The organism is Longicatena sp. (assembly GCF_982403165.1).
Map to the genome: position 1 here is coordinate 43,574 of NZ_CEVYEL010000007.1, position 22,085 is coordinate 65,658.

General features: G+C 38.6%; 17 protein-coding genes. 16 read left to right on the forward strand and 1 reads right to left on the reverse strand.

The window, feature by feature from the left end; all coding sequences use genetic code 11:
• Positions 1–148 precede the first annotated feature (148 nt).
• The 14 genes from secA (at position 149) to AC1VS3_RS02615 (ending at position 16,470) form a co-directional block, all read left to right on the forward strand.
• Positions 149–2,494 (forward strand): preprotein translocase subunit SecA, encoded by a 2,346-nt coding sequence (gene secA / locus AC1VS3_RS02550; protein ID WP_117547930.1) that lies wholly within the window; start codon positions 149–151, stop codon positions 2,492–2,494.
• Positions 2,495–3,596, forward strand: a protein-coding gene (gene prfB / locus AC1VS3_RS02555) for a peptide chain release factor 2 (RefSeq protein ID WP_119957497.1) whose coding sequence is annotated in 2 segments (ribosomal slippage) — positions 2,495–2,566 and positions 2,568–3,596 — 1,101 coding nt in all. Because the reading frame shifts where the segments join, the coding sequence is not laid out codon by codon here.
• Positions 3,597–3,903: 307 nt separating this feature from the next.
• Complete coding sequence (locus AC1VS3_RS02560) at positions 3,904–4,095, forward strand: TnpV protein (RefSeq protein WP_462806311.1); 192 nt, start codon at positions 3,904–3,906, stop codon at positions 4,093–4,095.
• A gap of 238 nt (positions 4,096–4,333) precedes the next feature.
• Positions 4,334–4,513 carry an ArsR/SmtB family transcription factor gene (locus tag AC1VS3_RS02565; RefSeq protein ID WP_270757363.1) on the forward strand — a complete coding sequence of 60 codons (180 nt, stop codon included), beginning with the start codon at positions 4,334–4,336 and terminating at the stop codon, positions 4,511–4,513.
• Positions 4,514–4,599: 86 nt separating this feature from the next.
• The gene (locus AC1VS3_RS02570; protein WP_196029903.1) at positions 4,600–5,256 is read left to right on the forward strand and encodes a DUF1648 domain-containing protein; all 657 of its coding nucleotides are present in this window, start codon (positions 4,600–4,602) and stop codon (positions 5,254–5,256) included.
• A 1,557-nt stretch (positions 5,257–6,813) separates the two neighbouring features.
• Positions 6,814–7,677: a YitT family protein gene (locus AC1VS3_RS02575; protein ID WP_117547934.1), complete on the forward strand. Its 864-nt coding sequence runs from the start codon at positions 6,814–6,816 to the stop codon at positions 7,675–7,677.
• 156 nt (positions 7,678–7,833) lie between these two features.
• Positions 7,834–8,523 (forward strand): cell division ATP-binding protein FtsE, encoded by a 690-nt coding sequence (gene ftsE, locus AC1VS3_RS02580; RefSeq protein WP_008978182.1) that lies wholly within the window; start codon positions 7,834–7,836, stop codon positions 8,521–8,523.
• On the forward strand, positions 8,516–9,412 hold the full coding sequence (gene ftsX, locus AC1VS3_RS02585) for a permease-like cell division protein FtsX (RefSeq protein WP_117547935.1): 897 nt from the start codon (positions 8,516–8,518) through the stop codon (positions 9,410–9,412). The genes ftsE (AC1VS3_RS02580) and ftsX (AC1VS3_RS02585) overlap by 8 nt, the downstream gene beginning before the upstream one ends.
• A complete protein-coding gene (locus tag AC1VS3_RS02590; protein ID WP_008978184.1) occupies positions 9,409–10,809 on the forward strand; it encodes a murein hydrolase activator EnvC family protein in 1,401 nt (466 codons plus the stop codon). Before ftsX (AC1VS3_RS02585) ends, AC1VS3_RS02590 begins: the two co-directional genes overlap by 4 nt.
• Positions 10,810–10,838: 29 nt before the next feature.
• The gene (ftsE, locus tag AC1VS3_RS02595; protein WP_008690529.1) at positions 10,839–11,528 is read left to right on the forward strand and encodes a cell division ATP-binding protein FtsE; all 690 of its coding nucleotides are present in this window, start codon (positions 10,839–10,841) and stop codon (positions 11,526–11,528) included.
• A complete protein-coding gene (ftsX, locus tag AC1VS3_RS02600; RefSeq protein ID WP_481275492.1) occupies positions 11,521–12,423 on the forward strand; it encodes a permease-like cell division protein FtsX in 903 nt (300 codons plus the stop codon). Before ftsE (AC1VS3_RS02595) ends, ftsX (AC1VS3_RS02600) begins: the two co-directional genes overlap by 8 nt.
• A gap of 172 nt (positions 12,424–12,595) precedes the next feature.
• Entirely contained in the window at positions 12,596–13,486 is an 891-nt protein-coding gene (locus AC1VS3_RS02605) for a TIM44-like domain-containing protein (protein ID WP_481275493.1), read from the forward strand.
• Positions 13,487–13,528: 42 nt separating this feature from the next.
• Entirely contained in the window at positions 13,529–14,809 is a 1,281-nt protein-coding gene (locus tag AC1VS3_RS02610) for an SPFH domain-containing protein (protein ID WP_481275494.1), read from the forward strand.
• 107 nt (positions 14,810–14,916) lie between these two features.
• Positions 14,917–16,470: an O-antigen ligase family protein gene (locus AC1VS3_RS02615; RefSeq protein ID WP_481275495.1), complete on the forward strand. Its 1,554-nt coding sequence runs from the start codon at positions 14,917–14,919 to the stop codon at positions 16,468–16,470.
• Between the two features lie 187 nt (positions 16,471–16,657).
• Here the strand turns inward: AC1VS3_RS02615 and AC1VS3_RS02620 are convergent, their stop codons facing one another.
• Positions 16,658–17,863: a D-alanyl-D-alanine carboxypeptidase family protein gene (locus AC1VS3_RS02620; protein ID WP_481275496.1), complete on the reverse strand. Its 1,206-nt coding sequence runs from the start codon at positions 17,861–17,863 to the stop codon at positions 16,658–16,660.
• Between the two features lie 213 nt (positions 17,864–18,076).
• Here AC1VS3_RS02620 and AC1VS3_RS02625 point away from each other — a divergent pair, with 213 nt between their 5' ends.
• On the forward strand, positions 18,077–19,975 hold the full coding sequence (locus AC1VS3_RS02625) for a hypothetical protein (protein ID WP_481275497.1): 1,899 nt from the start codon (positions 18,077–18,079) through the stop codon (positions 19,973–19,975).
• A gap of 142 nt (positions 19,976–20,117) precedes the next feature.
• Entirely contained in the window at positions 20,118–21,977 is a 1,860-nt protein-coding gene (locus AC1VS3_RS02630; RefSeq protein WP_481275498.1) for a hypothetical protein, read from the forward strand.
• Positions 21,978–22,085 lie beyond the last annotated feature (108 nt).

Sequence of the window (22,085 nt, forward strand, 5' to 3'; positions counted from 1 at the left end):
GTGTAAAAACAGGCAGAAGCCTGTTTTTTTATGGTGTATCCATGACAAGTTTGTGTTACAATAGAAAAGGTAATTTGTATTAAATATTCACGATTAAAATAGTGAAAACGTATGAAAATATGACAAATACATATAGTGGAGGTTTTTCATGGCGAATTTTATTGAACGATTATTAAACGGCGAAAAGAAAACATTGCACAAACTGGAGAAAATTGCCGATGCGGTTATTGCATTGCAAGATTCCATGGAGGCATTGAGTGACGATGAACTGCGGGCTAAGACGCAGGAATTCCAAGAACGTTACAGCAAAGGAGAAACATTGGAGGATCTGCAGGTGGAAGCTTTTGCGGTAGCTCGTGAGGCTGCGCGCAGAACCATTGGCGAATTCCCTTATAAGGTACAGATTATGGGTGCTGCTGCCATGCATGGCGGTGACATTGCCGAGATGAAGACTGGTGAAGGTAAGACCTTGACATCAACCATGTGCGTGTATCTGAATGCATTATCACAAGAAGGTGTACATGTAGTTACCGTCAATGAATACTTAGCTAGTCGAGATGCGGAATGGATGGGACAGATCTATCGTTTCTTAGGGTTAAGCGTTGGGGTAAACTCACGTCCTTTATCACCATTACAAAAACGTGAAGCATATAACTGTGACATCACTTATACGACAAACTCCGAATTAGGTTTTGATTATTTGCGTGACAACATGGTTACGGATGTTAAAGATCGTGTATTGCGCGGCTTGCATGTAGCAATCGTCGATGAGGTCGATTCCATTTTGGTCGATGAATCCAGAACACCATTGATCATTAGCGGCGGGGCGAAGAAAACAGCAAACTTATATTTACAGGCAGATGCCTTTGCGAAACGCTTAAAAGGCGACGATTATGAAATTGATGAAAAAACACGTCAGATCATGCTGAGTGAAAAGGGTGTTCATAGTGCAGAACGCTACTTTAAAATCAAGAACTTATATGATATTGAACATACGCAATTGGTTCATCATATTACCCAGGCCTTAAAGGCAAACTACATTATGAAAAACGAAGTGGAATATGTCGTTCAGGATAATGAGATTGTCATCGTCGATACCTTTACCGGACGTACGATGCCTGGTCGTGCATATTCGGATGGTTTACATCAAGCGATTGAAGCTAAAGAAGGTGTGCCAATTAAAGAAGAAACAACAACCTTGGCGACAATTACGTATCAGAACTTCTTCCGTCTGTATGATAAGCTGGCTGGTATGACCGGTACAGCCAAAACTGAAGAAGAAGAATTCTTAGATATTTATAACATGCGTGTTATTGAGATACCAACCAACCGTCCGGTTATCCGTGAAGACTATCCGGATGCTATCTTTGCCAATCCTCGCTTGAAATTCAATGCGTTGATTGAAGAAGTAAAAGAGTTATATGCGAAAGGGCAGCCGGTATTGGTCGGTACAATTTCCGTTGAAGCCAGTGAACTGGTACATCAGCTGTTACAAAAAGCACGCATTCCACATGAAGTATTGAATGCGAAGAACCATGCACGAGAAGCGGAAATCATCGCCAAAGCAGGTCGTCCGAAAAGTGTTACCGTTGCGACCAACATGGCAGGTCGTGGTACCGATATCAAGCTGACTGAGGAATCAAAAGCACTCGGTGGTTTGGCTGTCTTAGGTAGTGAGCGTCATGAATCCAGACGTATTGATAACCAGCTGCGTGGACGAAGCGGTCGTCAGGGTGATCCTGGTTTCTCTCGTTTCTATGTATCTTTAAAGGATGAATTGATGATTCGTTTCGGCGGCGAGAAGTTTGAAAAGCTGTTTGATTCTTTAGGCGATGCTCAGATTGAATCAAAGATGGTTACCAAATCTATCACCCAGGCACAGAAACGTGTCGAAGGCTATAACTATGACGTTCGTAAACAATTGCTGGATTATGATGATGTTTTGCGTAAACAGCGTGAAATCATGTATGAACAGCGTAACTTTGTCTTAGAAAACGAAGATGTTCATGGCATCGTTCGCGATATGATTGATCGGGTCATTGAAAATGTTGTCAATGCCAACGTTGATACTTCAAAACGTGAAGATAATGTCGATTATGATGGTATCCGTCAAGGTCTGGAAGTATTAGGTGTAGCGGCAGAAGATAATATAAAGGTTGAAAATCTGCGTGGTAAAGATGCCGATGAAACAGCAAAATATTGCAGCGATTATATTTTCCAGCTGTATGATGATAAGATCAGTGATATCCGTGATGAATTTAAACAATTTGAAAAAACCATCGTTTTACGTAATATGGACCGTAACTGGATCGAACATATCGATATGATGGATAAACTGCGCAATGGTATTCATTTGCGTGCCTATGCACAAAACAATCCATTGCAGGCCTACATCGAAGAAGGTTATGAGATGTTTGAAGAAATGCAGGCAAGAATTGCCCGTGAAGTTGTCTTCTTCGCTATGAAGGTGCAAATCGAAAGAAAGGAAGCATAAATGGAACTATACGAAATCAGGCAGGGGGTGAACACTCATCAGGCGAAACTGAAACAGCTTGGTGAGTCACTTTGACTTAACTGCCAGACGCTATAAAATACAGGAGCTGACAGCGAAAACGTTGGAAGAAAGCTTTTGGAATGATCCGCAAAAGGCACAAGTCGTCATTCGTCAGTTAAATGCCATCAAGGATGTTGTGGATAGCTATGATGCGTTACAAAAGGCATTAAGCTCACTTGATGAAACACAGGAACTGTTGAAGGAAGATTTCGATGAAGAAATCTTTGAACTTTTTGAATTAGAATATCAGGAGATGGAAAAAAACTTTGCTGATTTTGAAATCAAGGTCTTGTTGTCACATGAATATGACCATTCCAGTGCGATTTTAGAGCTGCATCCAGGAGCCGGAGGAACCGAATCCTGTGATTGGGCAGATATGTTGTATCGCATGTACTCTCGCTGGGCGGAAAAGCACGAATTCAAAGTCAGTGTGCTGGATTATCAGCCGGGGGATGAAGCCGGTATTAAATCCATCACGTTCTTAGTAGAAGGTGATATGGCTTATGGCTATCTCAAGGCAGAAAAAGGTGTTCATCGTTTAGTGCGTATCTCTCCTTTTGATGCCGGAGGAAGACGTCATACCTCTTTTGCGTCTTTGGATGTCATGCCTCAATTTAATGATGAAATTGAAATTGAGATTAAACCGGAAGATTTAATCGTGGAAACAAAACGTGCCAGTGGTGCCGGTGGTCAGCATATTAACAAGACGGATTCTGCCGTACGCATGGTACATAAACCGACCGGATTAGTCGCAACTTGCCAAAACGGACGCAGTCAGCATGAGAACCGTGAGGAAGCATTGCGTGTGTTAAAGAGTCGCTTGTATCAAAAGATGATTGAGGAACAAGAGGCAAAGTTGGCGGAAATCAAGGGTGAAGTTAAGGCGAATGAATGGGGTTCTCAGATTCGCAGTTATGTCTTCCATCCTTACAGCATGGTAAAGGATCATCGCACCAATCATGAGACGAGTGATGTGCAAGGTGTCATGGACGGTGATTTAGATGGCTTTATCTTTGCTTATTTAAAAACGTTAATTCAATAAAGGTTCTCTATATAAGACTGACATTCACAAAACAAGGTGACATTTCTTTTAGGATAAAGCTGATAAGGAAGTACCACACAAAACTAACTTAACGGCTGACAAACAGAGTTACAACAAGGAACAGGCAAGAAGCGGGGAGCTTCTTGCCTGTTCTTTCTGTTCCTATAGGCATGTGTGAAAAGGACAAATGTTACGCAATAGAACACCGTTTTCGAAAAGGGAGTATAAAACCCTTACCACCTCATTTCTGCGTCTGTAAAGTAGCATAAATCAAAGCTTTTTTGCATCTACTTCGTAACATAAACCCATACAGGGTACACTTAACCGCTATCTTGCCGATATTAACCAACAAGTGGAGCATATGTTCCATAGATTGATTAAGGAAATGGCAGAAAGGCAGGGTGTGACGGAAATACTCAAAGCAGAGCAACTTTGGGAATGGATAGGATTGATGAACAACATTCAAGCCTGTGCAAGAGAGTTGTCAATAGTGAATTGATTTACGCATAACAAGATAAATGATTGGGCGGTAAGCCTGTTCTTGGTTTATCGTCCTTGCCTACCCATAAGCAAAATAAAGAAATACCATCGATGGCAATGCTTACACTGTTTATCGTGACCATTGACAGTATTTTTTGTTTTGCTATTTAAAAATATTTTGAAATAGACTTGTAAAAATAACGCAAGGCTGACATAATCCATGTAAAGATTATTTGAAATAGGTGGGTCATGATGGGGTGGCTATAAATGAAGTGTTAGCTGCTTTAGCAGACGATACTCGCCGAAAAATTTTGCTAAAGTTACAGCAAGGAAAGATAAGTTCAAAAGATTTAGCTATCGCATTGGATATGACACCACAGGCATTGTCATACCATTTATCTAAACTAATAAAGGCAGACTTGATTTACGAAACTTGATATAAAAATTATATTTACTATGAATTAAATTTATCTATCCTTGATGAAACAATTATTTGGATAAGTAATTTGCATGGAGGTCAATAATGAAAAAGAAAAAAATCGTTTTTTACACTCTTATGTTTTTACCATTAATAGTTGCTCTGATTGCCTTACAATTCTTGCCAGAGCAAATCCCGGCTCATTATGATTTGAATAATCAAGTAACACGTTGGGGCAGTAAATATGAAACACTAATTTTTCCTGTGATTACAGTTGTCTTCGGATACGTTATGCTTGGAACGGCTAAATTTTCTTCAAAAAACGAAGAAAATGGAAGTAATAACGAAAACGTATGTATTATAGCTGGAATGGTATCTCTTGCTCTGTTTAATGCCATGACGGGTTATTTTCTGTATGCTGATTTCAATTCGATTGAAAACCTTTCTTCGATTGCTCTTGATATCAATCAGCTTTTATTTGGACTGCTTGGCGTTTCGATGATTATTTTAGGCAGTATTATGCCAAAATTACGAATGAACGCAGTTGTTGGGCTGAGAACAGTATGGAGTATGAAAAATGAAACGACATGGAAAAAAAGCCAACGATTTGGTGGTATTTCATTTATTGCTGGAGGTGCTATTATAATTACAGTATGCTTTTTAACAAAAGGTTTTACCTGCTTTTGGTGGACAATGGGCGTCATAACAATTCTTCTGGTTGTTGACACCTACTATACATATAGATTATCTAAGAAATATTGATATAGTTTATGTATTATAATTAAAGTAATTGATAGTGGTTGAAAGTACGTAATTATTCGAAACTTACAGAGAGAATGTTATGGGAAATATAATCGGAGCTGTTATTTTAGGGATTGTGGCTATAGTATGTTTTGTTTTTGGCTATTTGCAGTTTCATGAAAAGGGATTCTTGTTTAATAATGCTATATATACGCTTCTAAGCAAGAAAAAGAAACTATGGTCATATTCACTCAATGTATTTTCAGCTTTGCCTATCCAATCAAGATGGTCTGTCAACAAAAGGCGTACTGCATTTCGTTCTTTATCTATCCCAATACATCAATAACATTTGCATTATCTATTGCCATTTTTATCACTTCCACAAATTCTAGTTTCTTTTCATCTTCTTTTCCTTTTTATTTCCTTTCTTAAAAAATCTTACTACATACAACTGTTAGCAATGGGCACACCCCACCCATAAACATTCCATACATCTTTTGAATATCTCGGTATTCCACTGTTGTAGACTTAATAGCTAAGTATATTATGCAAATAATGGTAGCTAATTGCATCAGTACGCGTACGATTATAATATATCGTGGAATTACCGTTCCCTTTCGTACTGGTATTAATAAAATCCATTTCATATATTTAGAAATGAAAATTCCACCCTTCGGTTTTGTTCCTAAACCTATAACACCAGTCAATAACATTGTCCATATGTATATAATTGCAATTTCCATATTTCCTCACTCTAATTCTTATTCATCCCGAAAAAGCGGAATTTTATTACTCGATGCTTCCTAACATTTGAAAAATAAGATCAATAGTTTTTCCCTTACTCAAATGCGAATGTTCTATATTTTTCTACTGCATTTTTATAAACCCACAATCTTTTAAAAAACAGAAAAAAATAATGAAATCTTCTTTCCTATTATACTGCAATCATTATCTAAATTTGTAATTTTCTATAAAGTCATCAAGAAATTTACTTATGAAACCTCCAAAATCCAAATCTCTATACATCCCAACAAATTCAAATATGTCGCTCTGTTTATACTACATTTTACCACATCCCTCCTATGAACATTTCTATCACAGTCGCCCCGTTCGTCTGTTTCCCATGAGCGGGCGAATATTTTTTGCTTTTGTTTGGAAGTTTGCCCTATCTCCATCGTGGTAAAGAGAAAAAATATTTTTCTAATATTGTCAAAGCCTTTGGCATTTTTCATTTTGCGGTGGTGAAGGTATTGAAAAGGTTTGGGAATATCCCAACAAGAAGATAATCGTTCGCGCTTTCGGCAAGTCTAGCAGGCACCGCAGGCAGAAAATCCAACTTATTTAAAACTTCATCGGGGAACTGAAACAGGATGAGGACAAGCAGACGATTGAACGGCAGAGAAAAAGTAAGACGGCATAGCCGAAGCTATGCCGCCCTGTCACATGATTAAATTACTTCCTTACGGGTGTTCACCATTGCCAAAGCGTCCCTTTTTTCTTTTCTTAAAATAACGATATCACATACAAAAGTTCTACTACTGTGGTATAATAACGGATGGGATGTTAAGGAGCACGAACATGAAAAAAGAAACCTATGGAATGTTGATAGATGTAATATCAGTAATAGCAGGGAACCTCATCATTGCCCTTGGAGTCAATCTGTTTATTTTGCCATCCGATATATTATCAGGAGGCGTAGCGGGTATCGCCGTAGCCTTACAGCCGGTTTTTCATCTGCCGGCCACCTTAGTAATCAATGGATTAACGATTGCATTGTTTATCGTAGGCGCTATTGTATTAGGCAAACAGTTTGCTATGAAGACGATTTTAAGTACCATCGTTTATCCTTTGTTTATCACGGTAACGCATGAAATGTTTGCGAATGTATTTATCACCAATAATGCATTACTGGCAAGTATTTACGGTGGTGTCTGCATCGGCGTAGGCATTGGGCTAGTCTATCGTGTAGGCGCAAGCACAGGTGGAATGGATATACCACCGCTGGTAATAAATAAATATACCGGTATTCCTTTGCCAACGTTGGTAATGTGCATAGATGGTGCTACGGTATTACTAGGTGCTAGCACATATGGCATTGAAGCAGCCATGATTGGCTTAGTCTCTGTCTGGATTTGTGGACAGATCATTGATAAGGTGATGACCATCGGCAGCCATGAGGCTAAAAACATCATGATTATTTCGGATAAATATGAAGAGCTGATGCAAGAAATTTATACGAACATCAATCGCGGCGCAACAATTTTGCATGCGGAAGGCGGTTATACAAGGAAACAAAAACCGGTGATCATGACGGTCGTTATGAAAAAACAATTTCCTGTATTGGATCGTATCATTGCCCATGTGGATCCGGAAGCCTTTGTGATTGTGAATGATGTCAATGAGGTACAAGGAGAAGGTTTTACATATATGCAAGGTTTATAATCTTAAAAAAACAGTGCCGCCTGAATGTGCAGCACTGTTTTACTTTTGATGTTGTTTTAGCAAATTGGAGTTAAGGAAATGTAAGAATTTTACAGCTCGCAAACTTTTGGAAATGACTGCTATTTATGTTATAATGAAACGCGAAGGAGTGATAGAATGATTCTGTTGAAAAATGTCTCAAAATCATACAGAAATGGAGTTCATGCACTCCGTGATATCAACCTGGAAGTAGAAGACGGTGAATTTGTTTACATCATAGGACCAACCGGCTGTGGCAAATCCACACTCATCAAAATATTAGATGGTGAAGAATTGCCGGATGATGGCGAGGTATTTGTCAATGGTATCAATGTCGGTAAGTTACGACATGCGAAAGTACCGCTATATCGTCGCAATATCGGTGTAATATTTCAAGATTTTCGTTTACTCCCAAAGATGACCGTCTTTGAGAACATCGCTTTCGCTTTAGAAGTTCTGGCCATGGAAAAGACGGCAATCCGTCGTCGTGTCCGTGAGGTTTTGGAACTGGTCGATTTGCAAGATAAAGCCAAAGCCTTCCCGGAACAATTATCCGGCGGGCAACAACAAAGGGCAACCATCGGCAGAGCCATTGCCAATCATCCTAAGGTACTCATTGCGGATGAGCCAACCGGCAATCTTGATCCAGAGAAATCCATTGAGATCATTCAATTATTAGATAAGATCAATCAGGTAGAAAAGACGACCATAGTCATGGTAACGCATGATGAAAAACTGGTAAATGCATATAAAAAACGAACCATAGCCTTAGAAGAAGGATTTATCGTTGCCGATATAAAGAAAGGCGGATACATACAACATGATTGAGTTTGTGAAATATCTGCCAAAACATGTGCTGAGTGCGCTGAAAGGGTTACAGCGCCATATGGCTATGACGATTTCCAGTGTTTCAGCAGTCAGTGTAACACTGCTTCTGATGGCACTGTTTTTTGTAATTGCGGGCAATGTAGAAAATTTCACGCAACATGTGGAAGGCGATTTAAAGATTCATGTGGCAATTGATTCCATTGCCGATCAAGACGCCATTACGGCAATGAAGAAAGAAATTGCCAAGATGCAAGATGTGGCAGCTGTGCATTTTAGCTCCAAAGAAGAAGAATTGGATGCGTTGATCAAAGAAAGCGGCAGTGTCTTTCAACGTTATAAAGATAAAAATCCCATGCCCAATGTATTTATTGTAGAGGTAAAAGAAGCATCAAAAATTCCTAGCGTTACCAAAGCCTTAAATGCAATCGATGGTATAGAAAAGGCCGAATATGGCGGAGAAAGCATTCAGCATATGATTGACACCTTCTCTTTTATTCGCAGCAGTGGTTTTATCTTTGTTTTGGCATTATCACTGATTGCCTTATTTCTGATTACCAATACGATTAAAATGACAATTTATACGCGGAATACCGAATTATCCATCATGCGTTTTGTGGGCGCAAATAATGCGTACATAAAAACACCATTTATGATGGAAGGTATGTGCATCGGCATCTTAGGTGCTATTCTGCCGATTGCCTTGATGTGTATCGGATATAGTACTTTATATCACATGCTGAATGGGTATTTTTTATCCAGTATGTTTGTGATGCAGCCACTGTATCCCTTCCTGTTACAATTGTCTGCTGTCTTAGTAGGCAGCGGAGCGCTTGTCGGTGTTGCGGGAAGCTTTCTGGCGACAACGAAATATTTGAGGTGGCGAAGATGAAAAAATGGAAACAGATCACACTGGCAGCTTTCTTATGTACCTGGGTAGTGACATCTTCCCAGTCAACATCAGCTTTACGGGCAAATGAGTTTGAAGGAAATGAAGATGCCTGGGTCAAACGCTGCAGTGTTGCGCAGAGCAGTTCCGAAATGGCAACAAAATGTGCACAGTTTAAAACATATTATGCCAAACAAAGCACACAGCTCCAAAATGAAGTCAGTAGTCTGAAAAAACAAATCAGTGCCTTGGATGACAATATAGATAAACTGGCTGCAGCAGTAAAAAAACAAGCATCCTTAGTCAAGACGATTGAAAAGAAAATTGCCATGAATGAGGCCAGCATTCGTCTGATTAATTCAGATATTAAAAAACTGAATGAGAAAATCAATGCATTGCAACGTTCCATTGATGAACGAAATGCTATTATCATCAAGCGAATGCAGGATGAACAAGCAACGATTGGTACGAATATGAGTTTGGAAATTATCATGGGCTCGCAAGATCTTTTAGATATGATTCGCAAGATTGATGGATTGAATCGTATCAATGAACAGGATCAGCGTGAAATTGATAAGATCAAAGAAGAGAAACAGGAACAAAATTTACAAAAAAGTGAAAAAGTGCGATTAAAAACAGCTTTAGAAGAAACCAAAAGGAATAATGAAAAGGCCAAAAAAGAAGCTGAAGAAGTGCGGAAACAGAAACAAGTGCTGCTTGATAAATTCCGCAAACAGGAAGAGGCACTGGATGAAAAGATGCGTTCAGTAAAGGTTGATATTTCAACAATACAAGAGAATATGATCAATATTACGAATGCTCCAAATGGTTCCTTTAATTTTACGACAAGTGGCAAATTAGCCAAACCGGTCAATGGTTCTATATCGGCAAATAGCTTCTATTATCCAAACGGTGGTGTGCATTTAGGGTTAGATGTAGCAGTTTCTTTGCGTACGCCTATTTATGCGCCGGCAAATGGGGTCATTCTATACGCAAATAATCCGGTTTCTACAAATAGTGGATATATCGGCAATACAACAGGGTATCCAGCCGGCACCGGAAATTCTATTCAGATGCTGACAAGAGTTGATGGAACGACCTATGCGTTATCGTTCTTCCATATGGCACAGGAGAATTTCAGTGTCCGCGCCGGACAGAAGGTAAGTAAGGGACAATTATTAGGTTTAAGCGGAAATACCGGGAATACAACAGGTCCGCATTGCCATTTAGAAGTCATCAATCTCGGTAATATGGCAATAGATACTGCCATTAGTCGTTTTCAGTCAACTGCGGATTTTGCCTGGGGCAATGGCTGGGGATCTGCCGGTTTGGCGAATGTGTGCAGTGTAAAAGGCCCACCATGTCGTGAGCATCCCGAAGATGTATATGGCTATCGATAAGAACAATCCAAAAGACAGGAGTGAAACGTATGATACGATTAGAAAATGTTTCAAAGGAATATAAAAACGGGGTTCATGCTCTGCGTGATATCAATCTGACCATCGAGGATGGCGAATTCGTTTATATTATTGGTCCTACCGGCAGTGGGAAATCTACGTTAATCAAACTGCTGGATGGCGAAGAAATACCAAATTCCGGCACGGTTATGGTAGAAAACATTAATGTCGGAAAATTAAAACACTCTAAAGTACCTGTGTATCGCAGAAATATCGGTGTTGTCTTTCAGGATTTTCGACTTTTGCCACGCATGACGATCTTTGAAAATATCGCTTTTGCATTGGAAGTTATCGGAATGAAAAAAGTAGATATTCGACGCCGTGTGCGGGAAGTGCTAGAACTGGTTTCCTTACAGGATAAAGCCAAAGCCTTCCCAGATGAATTAAGCGGCGGACAGCAGCAGCGAGCAACCATTGGCCGTGCTATTGCCAATCATCCAAAAGTGCTGATTGCGGATGAGCCAACGGGGAACTTGGATCCGCAAATGTCGGCGGAAATCATGGATTTGCTGGAAAAAATCAATGAAGTAGAACATGCGACCATTGTCATGGTCACGCATGATTCTACCATTGTCGATCGTTTCAAAAAACGCACCATCTGTCTGGAAGAAGGCTACGTGATAGCCGATATCATGAAGGGGGGCTACTTGAAACATGAGTAATTTCTTTCGTTCCTTGCCCAAGCATATAAAAACCGCCTTTATAAGTATCTTTCGCCATTTGGCCATGTCTTTATCTGCCATCAGCGCTGTTACGGTAACTTTATTATTGTTTAGTACCTTTTTGATGATTGCAGGTAATATTTCATTATTCACAAAAAATATTGAAGATGATCTGCGGATTCATGTCGTGTTGCAACCTGATGTGGTGAAACAGGCGGATCTTGATAATGTACAAAAAGACATTGAAGGCATACAAGGCGTAAAAAAAGTAACCTTTTCTGATGCCGATCATGAATTGGAACTTATGATTAAGGAGCATGGAGAAGATTTTAAAATGTATCGGGGAAAAGAGAATCCCTTAAGTAATGCTTTCTTTGTTTCGGTGAAGGATGCCGATACCATTGCGGCTATCAGTAAGCAGATAGAACAATTGGATCATGTAAAACAGACGATGTATGGAGGAACCAGTGTACCAAAGATGGTGTCCATGGTTGATTCCATCCGTTTTGGCGGTATGATCTTTGTCATCTTATTGACTCTTTTGGCACTCTTCTTGATTAGTAATTCGATTAAAATGACCATTTATGCCCGCAATGCTGAAATCGCCATCATGCGAAATGTCGGCGCCACCAATTGGTACATTAAAGTTCCGTTCATGTTGGAAGGTATTCTAATTGGCTTATTGGGAGCCATCTTACCATGCATCTTTACATATTTTGGTTATCCATATTTATATGAGATGCTGGGCGGCCAAATCGTCACAAGCTTATTTGGCTTACAACCGATATATCCATTCACCTTACAAATCTGTGCCGCTTTATTGGGTTTTGGTATGTTGGTAGGCTTGATAGGCAGTTTCTTATCAACGACGAAATATCTGCATTGGAAACGTTAAGCAAAAAATAGTATGAGTATGATAAAATGATTCATCTTATAAGGTGAAGGCGGACATCATGCTCTTTTCTTTATGCACCTAACGATTTTTAGATGTTCATGAAAGGGAATTGTGAGAATGTCAAGAGTCTGTTATAATCAACATAGAACAATGAAGAGGAGAGATCAGATGTATGGATAGAAAAAAAGTAATGAAAATAGCTGTCATAGGAGTGCTATTGTTGAGTTTCTGCTTTCTGATAACTGCCCCAATTCATGCCGATGTAGGAAATTCCTTCAGTGGCGGCGGTGGCGGACACAGTTCAGGAGGAGGGGGATACTCCCATTCTTACGGCGGTTCCGGTGGATTAAGTGGTATTTTCTTTCTATCAAGTTCACCGATAGGAATTGCCGTGCTGGTCTTATTGGTTTTATATGCTGTATATAATATGCGAAAAGGAAAGGGATCAGCCAATACGTATACTTATGCCAATCCCGGCATTAAATCTAATGAAGGTATCTTTGAAGAGGAAATCATTGCCCGTATCCAGGAAGAAGATCCTGCATTCTCAGCCGAAAACTTTCGTAATTATGCAAGTGAAGTGTGGTTGACCTTGCAAGAGGCATGGGAAGCCAAAGATTGGCATAAGGTACGTCCATTTGAAAGTAATACTTTGTTCAATGTTCATAATCGCCAATTACAGGAATATATAGATCATCATAAAACCAATTACATGAATATGCAGAATGTCAGAGGCATTACGATTGCCAGTTATAGCAGTGATGAGGAACATGAAATCGTCCATGTGAAGTTAGATGCCAGCCTGCTTGATTATGTTGTCGATGATGACAGTGGCAAAGTGTTAGAAGGAAGTAAAACAGATTATGTATATCGTTCTTATAATCTTGAATTTATTCGTAAGAAAGGGATAAAAACAAAAGAACAGGAAGGTACAGCAGTTACCAATTGCCCGAATTGTGGAGCACCTACTACGGTGACTAGCAGCGGCCAATGTGAATATTGTAAATCCATCATTACCAATGGTGACTTTGGCTGGGTATTAAACCGTTACAGTCCATGGTAAGCATACTTAGACATATCCAATATATGACGAGGAGGTAAGCATATGGGATTAATTAAAGCAGCTATCAGCAGTGCGAAAACAACATTAGCCGATCAATGGCTAGAGTATTTCTATTGTGATTCATTAAGCGATGATGTGCTGGTTAAAAAAGCCAGTAAACGTGTCGATGCCGGAAGTAACACGAAAGGCAGTCCGGATGTCATCACCAATGGCAGCGGTATTGCGGTCAATGAAGGACAGGCAATGTTGATTGTGGAAGATGGCAAGGTCGTTGATTTTACTGTAGAACCTGGTCGTTTTATCTGGGATTCTTCCAGTGAGCCAAGTTTGTTTGATAACGGCTGGCAGGGATTAAAGGATTCCTTTAAAACGTTTGGGAAACGTTTTACAATGGGTGGTACTGCCGGCAAAGATCAACGTGTTTATTTCATCAATTTAAAGGAAATCTTCGATAATAAGTTTGGCAGTGCTACACCGATGGCATATAACGATCCAACATATCGTGCGATTTATATTCGTTATTTTGGCTCTTATACGTTCAAGATCAAAGACCCTATCGTTTTCTATACCAACATCAGTGGAAATATTAGTGATGTTTATACAAAAGCTGATTTGATGGAACAATGCGATGCAGAATTCGTGAATGCATTGGATGAAGCTTTGGCAAAATGTAGTGATGAAGGATTCCAATTTAATGATCTGCCAAAACGGCAGCGTGAAATTGCGAAGTTCATGAATGACACCCTCGATGAAGTATGGCGTGAACGTCGGGGAATGGAAATTGAAGCTGTCGCAATCTCTAAGGTTACACCAGATGATGAATCCAGAAAACGTATTGAAACCATCGATGATGCCATTATGTTGTCTGATTCTCGCGTAGCAGCCGGAAGACTTGCTGGCGCACAGGCCAATGCTATGGAGAATGCAGCCAGTAATGAAGCCGGAGCTTTTACCGGATTCTTAGGTATGGGAATGGCCAATGCAGCAGGTGGACAAGGTGCTAATATGTATAGCGGCATGCAGCAACAAGAAGAGAATCCTTTCTTCATGAAGAAGGAACCAGCCTCATCCAAGCCAACATGGACATGTGCTTGCGGCGCTGTCAACAGTGGTAACTTCTGCAGCGAATGCGGAAAACCGAAACCGCAAGAAGAAGGATGGACATGTGCTTGTGGAGCAGTCAATTCCGGCAACTTCTGTAGTGAATGTGGGAAACCAAAACCAACAAAAGGTTTTGTTTGCAGTAATGAAGCATGTGGCTATACCAGTGATGAGAATATGAAATTCTGTCCGGAATGTGGCAGCCCGAATAAAAACAAATAAACATGAAAAGAAGTGTGAACAGCACTTCTTTTTCATACAAAAAACGATGTAGCTGCGCATAAAAAAGTGCTATACTATACATAAAGCATACATAGGGGAGTGTTGTTATGGAGAAAGAAACCGGTTATTTAATTATGGCAAGGAAGATGGCATATTGTTATCTTTTTCTGTTCAACAGTTTATTTTTATTTTGGTTTACCGACTATTATTATAATCTGAATGATTCTAAATACTATTTTTATATCACAATTACCGCAATCACGTTACTGATTAGCGGTGTGTTGTATGCTCTACATAAGCTACAGCTAAAAAAAGATAATCAAACAACGACATGGAAACAACTTATACATTTATCGATTACGGATAAATTGCTTTTTCTATGCCTTTGCAGTTATTTGATAACAACCATAATAAGTTCTTATCCAAGTGCTTCTTGCTATGGCATGATCCGTCATACCGGTCTTATCTTTGCTCTTTTTTTAGCAGGGACATATGCGATCGTTTCGCGTCTATACCAGCAACAACAATCGATTCTTTTACTATTTTTAGGCAGTGTAGGCGCGGTTGTTATTATCGGCATGTTGCAATTTTTCAACATTGATCCACTTGGTTTTTTTCAAGAGGTGAGTGATTATCAAAGTAATTTTTATTTATCAACCATGGGAAATATTAATTTCTTTTCATCCTTGATTTGTCTTTCTTTACCCTTAACTATCGTTTTATATTTATATTGTGAGAATACAACTAGTAAGATTCTATATTCCATCAGTATGATCCTTTGTTTTATCGGGCTTATGATTGCGAATAGTGATAGTGGTTATTTCGGCATTTTTACCCTCTTGCTGATCATCGCCTACTTCGCTTTAAAAAACATACAGTATCTAAAACGCTATTTTATTGTTCTCTTATATTTTTTAGGTACTTTCAAACTGATGGGAATTCTTATCTATTTTATGCAAGATAGCTGCAGAGAATTGCATACGTTTTCACACTTTATCGCTTATCGCCCAATCACATGGATTTTTCTTGTTATCGTGGGGATTGCGTATCTCTTGATGGATGTTTACACAAGCCCTTGTGAAAAGTATTTTAAAGGTATTCAAAAAGTAGGGCGAGGATTGTTGTTACTGATTGTTATCTTAGCGATAGGACTTTTTCTGTATTATTCCTTTATCGATACAAAACAGCCATTAGGCACCTTTGCTAACTATCTGCGTTATAATGATGCATGGGGTACGGGAAGAGGATTGATCTGGAATCGGGTGCTCTACAGTTATACACAGCTGCCATTTCTTCAGCTTTTATTCGGACATGGGCTTGATACGACACGGCTTTTACTAATTGATACATTTGGTGAAACCATGGCTCTATATGATAATGCCCATAATGAAATCTTACAATACTTAGTGACAACCGGCATCGTAGGCTTGTTATGCTATCTTTCGACATTGATCAGCAGTTTAAAACGTCTTTGGATATTTATAAAAAAAGAACCGTATGCTTTTGCCATCGCCGCGACAATGCTTTGCTATTTCATACAAGCAATCGTAAATATCAATCAGCCAATTACAACACCGTTCTTATTTATGTTTTTAGGAATAGGAGAATCTTTTATTCGACAAGAACAAACACAACCCATTAAACAAGATGTAAAAAATTAAGCAAATAAAATAGGGTAGTAATGCATACTCTTATGCGTATAGGATGCAAACGAGTAGGGGAATACGCAAAAATTCGATTTGCATATAAAAATTATGATGATGATAGTTTTTCGATAGATCATCGGATATCACTTTTATAAGCCTGTCGTATATCTGCTTTGGTTTTAGCGTTTTAAGATATAGGAAATCAGGGCTTTTTTTTCATCGGTTTTTGCTTGCTTTTCGTTATGAGAATCGGCGGCTTTGATTGTCTTCTTTTTTTCATGATTAGCCAAAGAATCAAGATGATAAGGAGAGTGGCAATCACATATACACTGATTGCGATATGCCAGCCATCACTGATAATTTCATATGTTGTCGTAGTATTCTTTGTTTTTATGGTAAGGATACCGACAACATCATTTGGTTTGACAATCATTTTCTGATTAGTTGAAACAAATGTTTTTTCATAAGCGTTAAAGACGCCCTGTGGAGCTTCGATATAGATGTCGGAAGGAAGAGCGACATGAAAGGAAGGCGTTAAGATATTCCCTTTGATTGCAACCGTATCTCCTTTTTTATAAATTATTTTCTTTTGATAATTCGTAAAATACCATTGATATAAATGAGCGGCATCAACTACGTGATTGGTGTGCTTTTCATCAATGGGAGCTTCCGCGCTCACTATCACCACACGACGCCCATCTTTTTCAGCGGTACTTGCTAAATTTAATCCGGTTTCATCCATAGAGCCACTTTTTGCCCCGGTAATATAAGAATGATCCAACTTTGCTTTATCAAATGTAGCATACACAAAGTTTTCAGCAATGCGCTCTTCAAAGGCATTCGTTTTTATTTTCACTTGATCACTTGCAACTATCTTTTGAAAGATGGGATTCTCCATAGCGTAATCCATAAGGAGGGCCATATCTTTTACAGTAGTATAATGTTGTTTATCGTATTTTCCATATACATTCGTAAAATGTGTGTCTTGTAAATGCAATTCTTTTGCTTTGTTATTCATGAGATCGACAAAATCTTTCGTATTACCGGTAGTATAGCGTGCTAGCATTTCAGCTGCATCACTTCCTGATGCTAACATCATACAGGATAAAGCATCCTGTATACGCATTCTTTCACCGATCAAAAGCCCTGCAATGCTAGCTTCATCGCGAATAACCTTAGTATCTGATGGCACTGCTTCAACAATTTTATCAAAGTGCTTCGTATTTTCGATTACTACGATTGCCGTCATGATTTTTGTCATCGATGCCGGATAAATACGTTTCTTTATATTTTTTGCGAAAAGTATTTCTTTCGTATCACGATTCATGACGATAACATCTTTACTTTTTAATGTGGCAGCTATTGTATCTTGCGTATTCTCCTTAGCATGTAGGACATTCATGTTCATAACAAGAAAACAGCTAAGTAACATAGATAGGAAAAGCTTTCTCATTTTCATCACCCTAATCATCTCTTTAATAGTAACATAGACTTTATCAAAATCAAGAAATTTCCCTATTTCAAAAATTCAGATATAAGCGTACAATAAAGGAAGAAATAAAAGGAAGGCGATAATAATATAGTACAGTAATGACTTCTACAAAAGAAAGGGAGGGGTATCATGAAAAATGTAGAAATTAATTTCAAGCAATTCCAAATGAAAAAAACATTAACAGCATGCTTGGCATTCCTATTAGGAATATCCTTATGTGGATATGTGCCGCTACATGCAAATACGAAGGAAACAAAAGACGAATTCATTAAAACAGCAGCTTTTGATTACAAAGAAAATAGTAATAATACGACAATAACGGCAACGTTTGATTTTCGCATGACGGATAATAGAAATTATTTTAAGTATAATAGGAAAACAAATAAAAATGATCATTATGATACAGGCATTCATGGTACGATTGAATCAGTCAAAGCTGGTTATGATCATACGAATTTTACGGTGGACTATTATAATTATTATAACTATACAGCAACGGGAGAAATTCAAAAAGCAAATACGTGGCTGGAATATGCCATAAAAGAGTATAACATGGCAAAACAAAAGAATAAGATTACGACCTTTGTATTTCCTACCCAAGAGTTATCAGATGGCAATGATGCTTTTCTTAATTATATGCGAAAACACCGTTACAAACATCCTACCGCTTTTGTCGCTTCGGAATTAGCATCGATGCAGAAACTATCGATCCCTTTGGTATTTCATTCGGGGTATGATTTACATCTTTACGACTATAACATGAGTTTTCAGAAAATTACCAATACAAATGGTTCTTTTACCCCATCAGCCCATGACCAAATCATGAATAACAAACTGGAGGCATATGTAAAGAGCCATGATGTGAATGCGCCTTACCTCATTGAAGTAAATGCCAATTCGCAAATCATGCCAGGTACAGCGAATGTTCATATGCGTGCGGAAAATCTGGCGAATGGTTATTATAATCTTTATAACTATAATCCAATCAATAATGCTATTTCTTATGTAGGAAGAGCTGTGGAAAAGGATGATGTCCTTTCTTTTACAACTTCTCAGAAGGGTTTATTCTTCTTAACAAAAGAAAAAGTGATGAAGGCCACCGCAAAGGGATATCGCGGTACTTATGATGGGAAGGCACATACCATCAATCTCAGTGGTTATCCATCAGGCAGTAAGATATCCTATCGTACAAGTGCAAATGGTACATGGTCAACAAAGAAACCAACAAGAACGAGTGCAGGGACAACGACGGTATCGTACAAGATTGAGCATCCTAATTATAAGGCTTTAACGGGCAGTGCTAAGATCGAAGTCTTAGGACGCAATATCGCAAAAGGATCCATAACAGGATTAAGCACAAGAACATATACCGGTAAACGCATCAATCCTAATGTTATGGTGAAATATGGTTCGACAACATTAATAAAGGGAAAAGACTATACACTGTCTTATGGTGAAAATACCAACGCTGGAAAAGGAAGCGTAAAGATTAGTGGAAAAGGTAACTATACCGGCACGATCACTAAAACATTTACGATTAATAAACGAAGCGTATCCACATTAAGCTATAACAGTCTTTCTACTAGAACTTATACAGGAAAGGCCATCAAACCATCCATTACGGTGAAATATGGAAAGACGACCTTGAAAAACGGACGTGATTACACACTGTCTTATGGAAAAAATGTAGCTACTGGCAAAGGCACAGTAAAAATCAGCGGGAAAGGCAACTATAGTGGAACAATCACTAGAAGCTTTAAAATCGTACCGAAAAAACCAAGTGTGAGTATCAAGGCAGGCAAAGGAAGCTTAAAGGTGACAGCCAAAGCCACCGGAGCAAGTGGGTATCAAATAGCTTATGCCACAAGTGCTAAAGGAAAACTGAAGTATGTGACAAGTGGTACAAGTAAAACCTTAAAACTATCAAGAAATAAGACGTATTATGTAAAAGTAAGAGCTTATAAGACGATAGATGGTAAAAAGTATTATGGCGTTTACAGTACGCTGAAACCTAGTAAGACTAAGTAAATATAAGAAAACACTGGATTTACCTTTCGTGTAAGTAGATACAGTGTTTTTTTTATGAGCGATGAACAAAAAGGGATTATCAAAATAGGGAAAGTAAGATATAATAAAACCAAGAAAAGAAAAGGGATAAGTTGAGGGGTTTATGAAAAATATTGAAATTAATTTTAGCAGCTTTCAATGGAAAAAGACAATGATTGCTATTGTGGTCAGTGCTGTATGTATTTCCATGTTTAATAGCCATACAGTTGTTGCCATGAGCAAGGCAGCAACCTATACTACAAGGAGTGCAATTGCTACATTTGATATTCCATTACGTTCTCATGATGAATATTTTTATTATAAAGATGAACATAATGCGCATGGAAAAAATGGCAAAGGAACGATCACTGCCGTAAAAGGCGGTTTGCACAATACGGATTTTAAAGTCGATTATACAGATTTTTATAACTATACGGCAACAGGTGAAATACAGCAGCCTGATCAGTGGCTGAAGTATGCAATGAATGAGTATACTCGAGCAAAGCAGAAAAATAAGATCAATACGTTTGTCTTGCCTACGCGCAATAATTTAGACTTATCTGATACGACGAATGCCTTTGGTCAATGGCAATCCATTACCTATCGCAAAATGCACCCAACGACTTTTTCCTCAACCGAATTAAAAGCTCTGCAAACACTCCAAGTACCTGTTGTTTTTCATGCCGGAGATCATAGCTTTGTCTATGATTACAGTATGAGCTTTCAGGATATAACAAAAACCAGCGGATCTTTTAAACCTTCCGTAAAAGATCAAGTCACAAACACACAGTTAACAACCTATTTGAAGGCACATAATGTCACAAACGCATATGCCATCGAAGTCAATAAAGGATCAGAAATCATTCCGGGTGTTGCACATGTTTTCATGCGAACCAAAGGGCTTGCGGATGGCAATTATAACTTATATAGCTTTAATCCTAACAAGAGTACGATTTCATATGCCGGAAGAGCCATTCAGCAATCGGGAATCTTAGACTTTAAAACTAATAAAAAAGGATTGTTTTTCCTAACAAAAGAAAAAACCAGTAAAGTGATGGCCAAAAGCTATACCGGAGTCTATGATGGCAAGGCACATAGTATAAGTTTAAGCGCATATCCTGCCGGAAGCACTGTGTCTTATAAAGTAGGTGCTAATGGTACATGGACAACGAAAAAGCCGACAAGGACACAAGCAGGTTCTGCAACGATCTATTTTAAAATAGAACATCCAAGCTATCGGGCATTGCAAAGTTTTGCCAGAATTTCGATAAGTAAGAAAAGTTTAGCAGCAGCAAAAGTTAGTGGGATTGTAAATAAATCTTATACAGGCCAGCCAATCAAACAAAGTCCTGTTGTCACATTAGGTACAACGACTTTAAAAAATGGTCGTGATTATAAGGTTGCCTATGCCAATAATGTAGCAGTGGGAAGCGCCTCTATGATCATACTGGGAGCCGGAAATTACAGCGGTACCATTTATAAATCTTTCACGATTACAAAAAGCAATGTAGCAAAACTAAGTGTTTCAGGTTTGGTGAATAAAGCATATACAGGAAAAACAATTAAGCCTGCCATTACCGTGAAAAATGGCAAAACAACATTAAAATCCGGTAAAAATTATACGATCACCTATGGGAAAAACACAGCAGTCGGAATCGGTACAGTGAAAATCATCGGTAAAGGAAATTATACCGGAAGTGTTACGAAAACATTCCAAATCGTGCCTGTAAAGCCAACGGTCAGTATCGTACCTGGCAACGCCAGTTTAAAAATTACGGCAAAAGCAAAAGGTGCCGGCAGTTATCAAATAGCTTATGCCACAAGTGCCAAAGGAAAACTGAAGTATGTCACAAGTGGTACGAGTAAAACGTTAAAGCTATCAAGAAATAAGACGTATTATGTAAAAGTAAGAGCTTATAAGATCGTTGGCAATAAAAAATGCTATAGCTCTTACAGCACGTTAAGATGCATAAGAACGAAATAATAAGAATCTGAATAGCGATGAAAATAGCGTTTAGCCAATCATCTTCTAATTGGTTAAACGCTTTTCCTATATGGTGCAGCAATTGTAAGGATATATTGTAAAAATATC

What these genes read in the sequence shown, in the direction of transcription:
- secA (WP_117547930.1), top strand. Translation starts at nt 149, where the DNA reads ATGGCGAATTTTATTGAACGATTATTAAACGGCGAAAAGAAAACATTG.
- AC1VS3_RS02570 (WP_196029903.1), top strand. Translation starts at nt 4,600, where the DNA reads ATGAAAAAGAAAAAAATCGTTTTTTACACTCTTATGTTTTTACCATTA.
- AC1VS3_RS02575 (WP_117547934.1), top strand. Translation starts at nt 6,814, where the DNA reads ATGAAAAAAGAAACCTATGGAATGTTGATAGATGTAATATCAGTAATA.
- ftsE (WP_008978182.1), top strand. Translation starts at nt 7,834, where the DNA reads ATGATTCTGTTGAAAAATGTCTCAAAATCATACAGAAATGGAGTTCAT.
- ftsX (WP_117547935.1), top strand. Translation starts at nt 8,516, where the DNA reads ATGATTGAGTTTGTGAAATATCTGCCAAAACATGTGCTGAGTGCGCTG.
- AC1VS3_RS02590 (WP_008978184.1), top strand. Translation starts at nt 9,409, where the DNA reads ATGAAAAAATGGAAACAGATCACACTGGCAGCTTTCTTATGTACCTGG.
- ftsE (WP_008690529.1), top strand. Translation starts at nt 10,839, where the DNA reads ATGATACGATTAGAAAATGTTTCAAAGGAATATAAAAACGGGGTTCAT.
- ftsX (WP_481275492.1), top strand. Translation starts at nt 11,521, where the DNA reads ATGAGTAATTTCTTTCGTTCCTTGCCCAAGCATATAAAAACCGCCTTT.
- AC1VS3_RS02605 (WP_481275493.1), top strand. Translation starts at nt 12,596, where the DNA reads ATGGATAGAAAAAAAGTAATGAAAATAGCTGTCATAGGAGTGCTATTG.
- AC1VS3_RS02610 (WP_481275494.1), top strand. Translation starts at nt 13,529, where the DNA reads ATGGGATTAATTAAAGCAGCTATCAGCAGTGCGAAAACAACATTAGCC.
- AC1VS3_RS02615 (WP_481275495.1), top strand. Translation starts at nt 14,917, where the DNA reads ATGGAGAAAGAAACCGGTTATTTAATTATGGCAAGGAAGATGGCATAT.
- AC1VS3_RS02620 (WP_481275496.1), bottom strand. Translation starts at nt 17,863, where the DNA reads ATGAACATGAATGTCCTACATGCTAAGGAGAATACGCAAGATACAATA.
- AC1VS3_RS02625 (WP_481275497.1), top strand. Translation starts at nt 18,077, where the DNA reads ATGAAAAATGTAGAAATTAATTTCAAGCAATTCCAAATGAAAAAAACA.
- AC1VS3_RS02630 (WP_481275498.1), top strand. Translation starts at nt 20,118, where the DNA reads ATGAAAAATATTGAAATTAATTTTAGCAGCTTTCAATGGAAAAAGACA.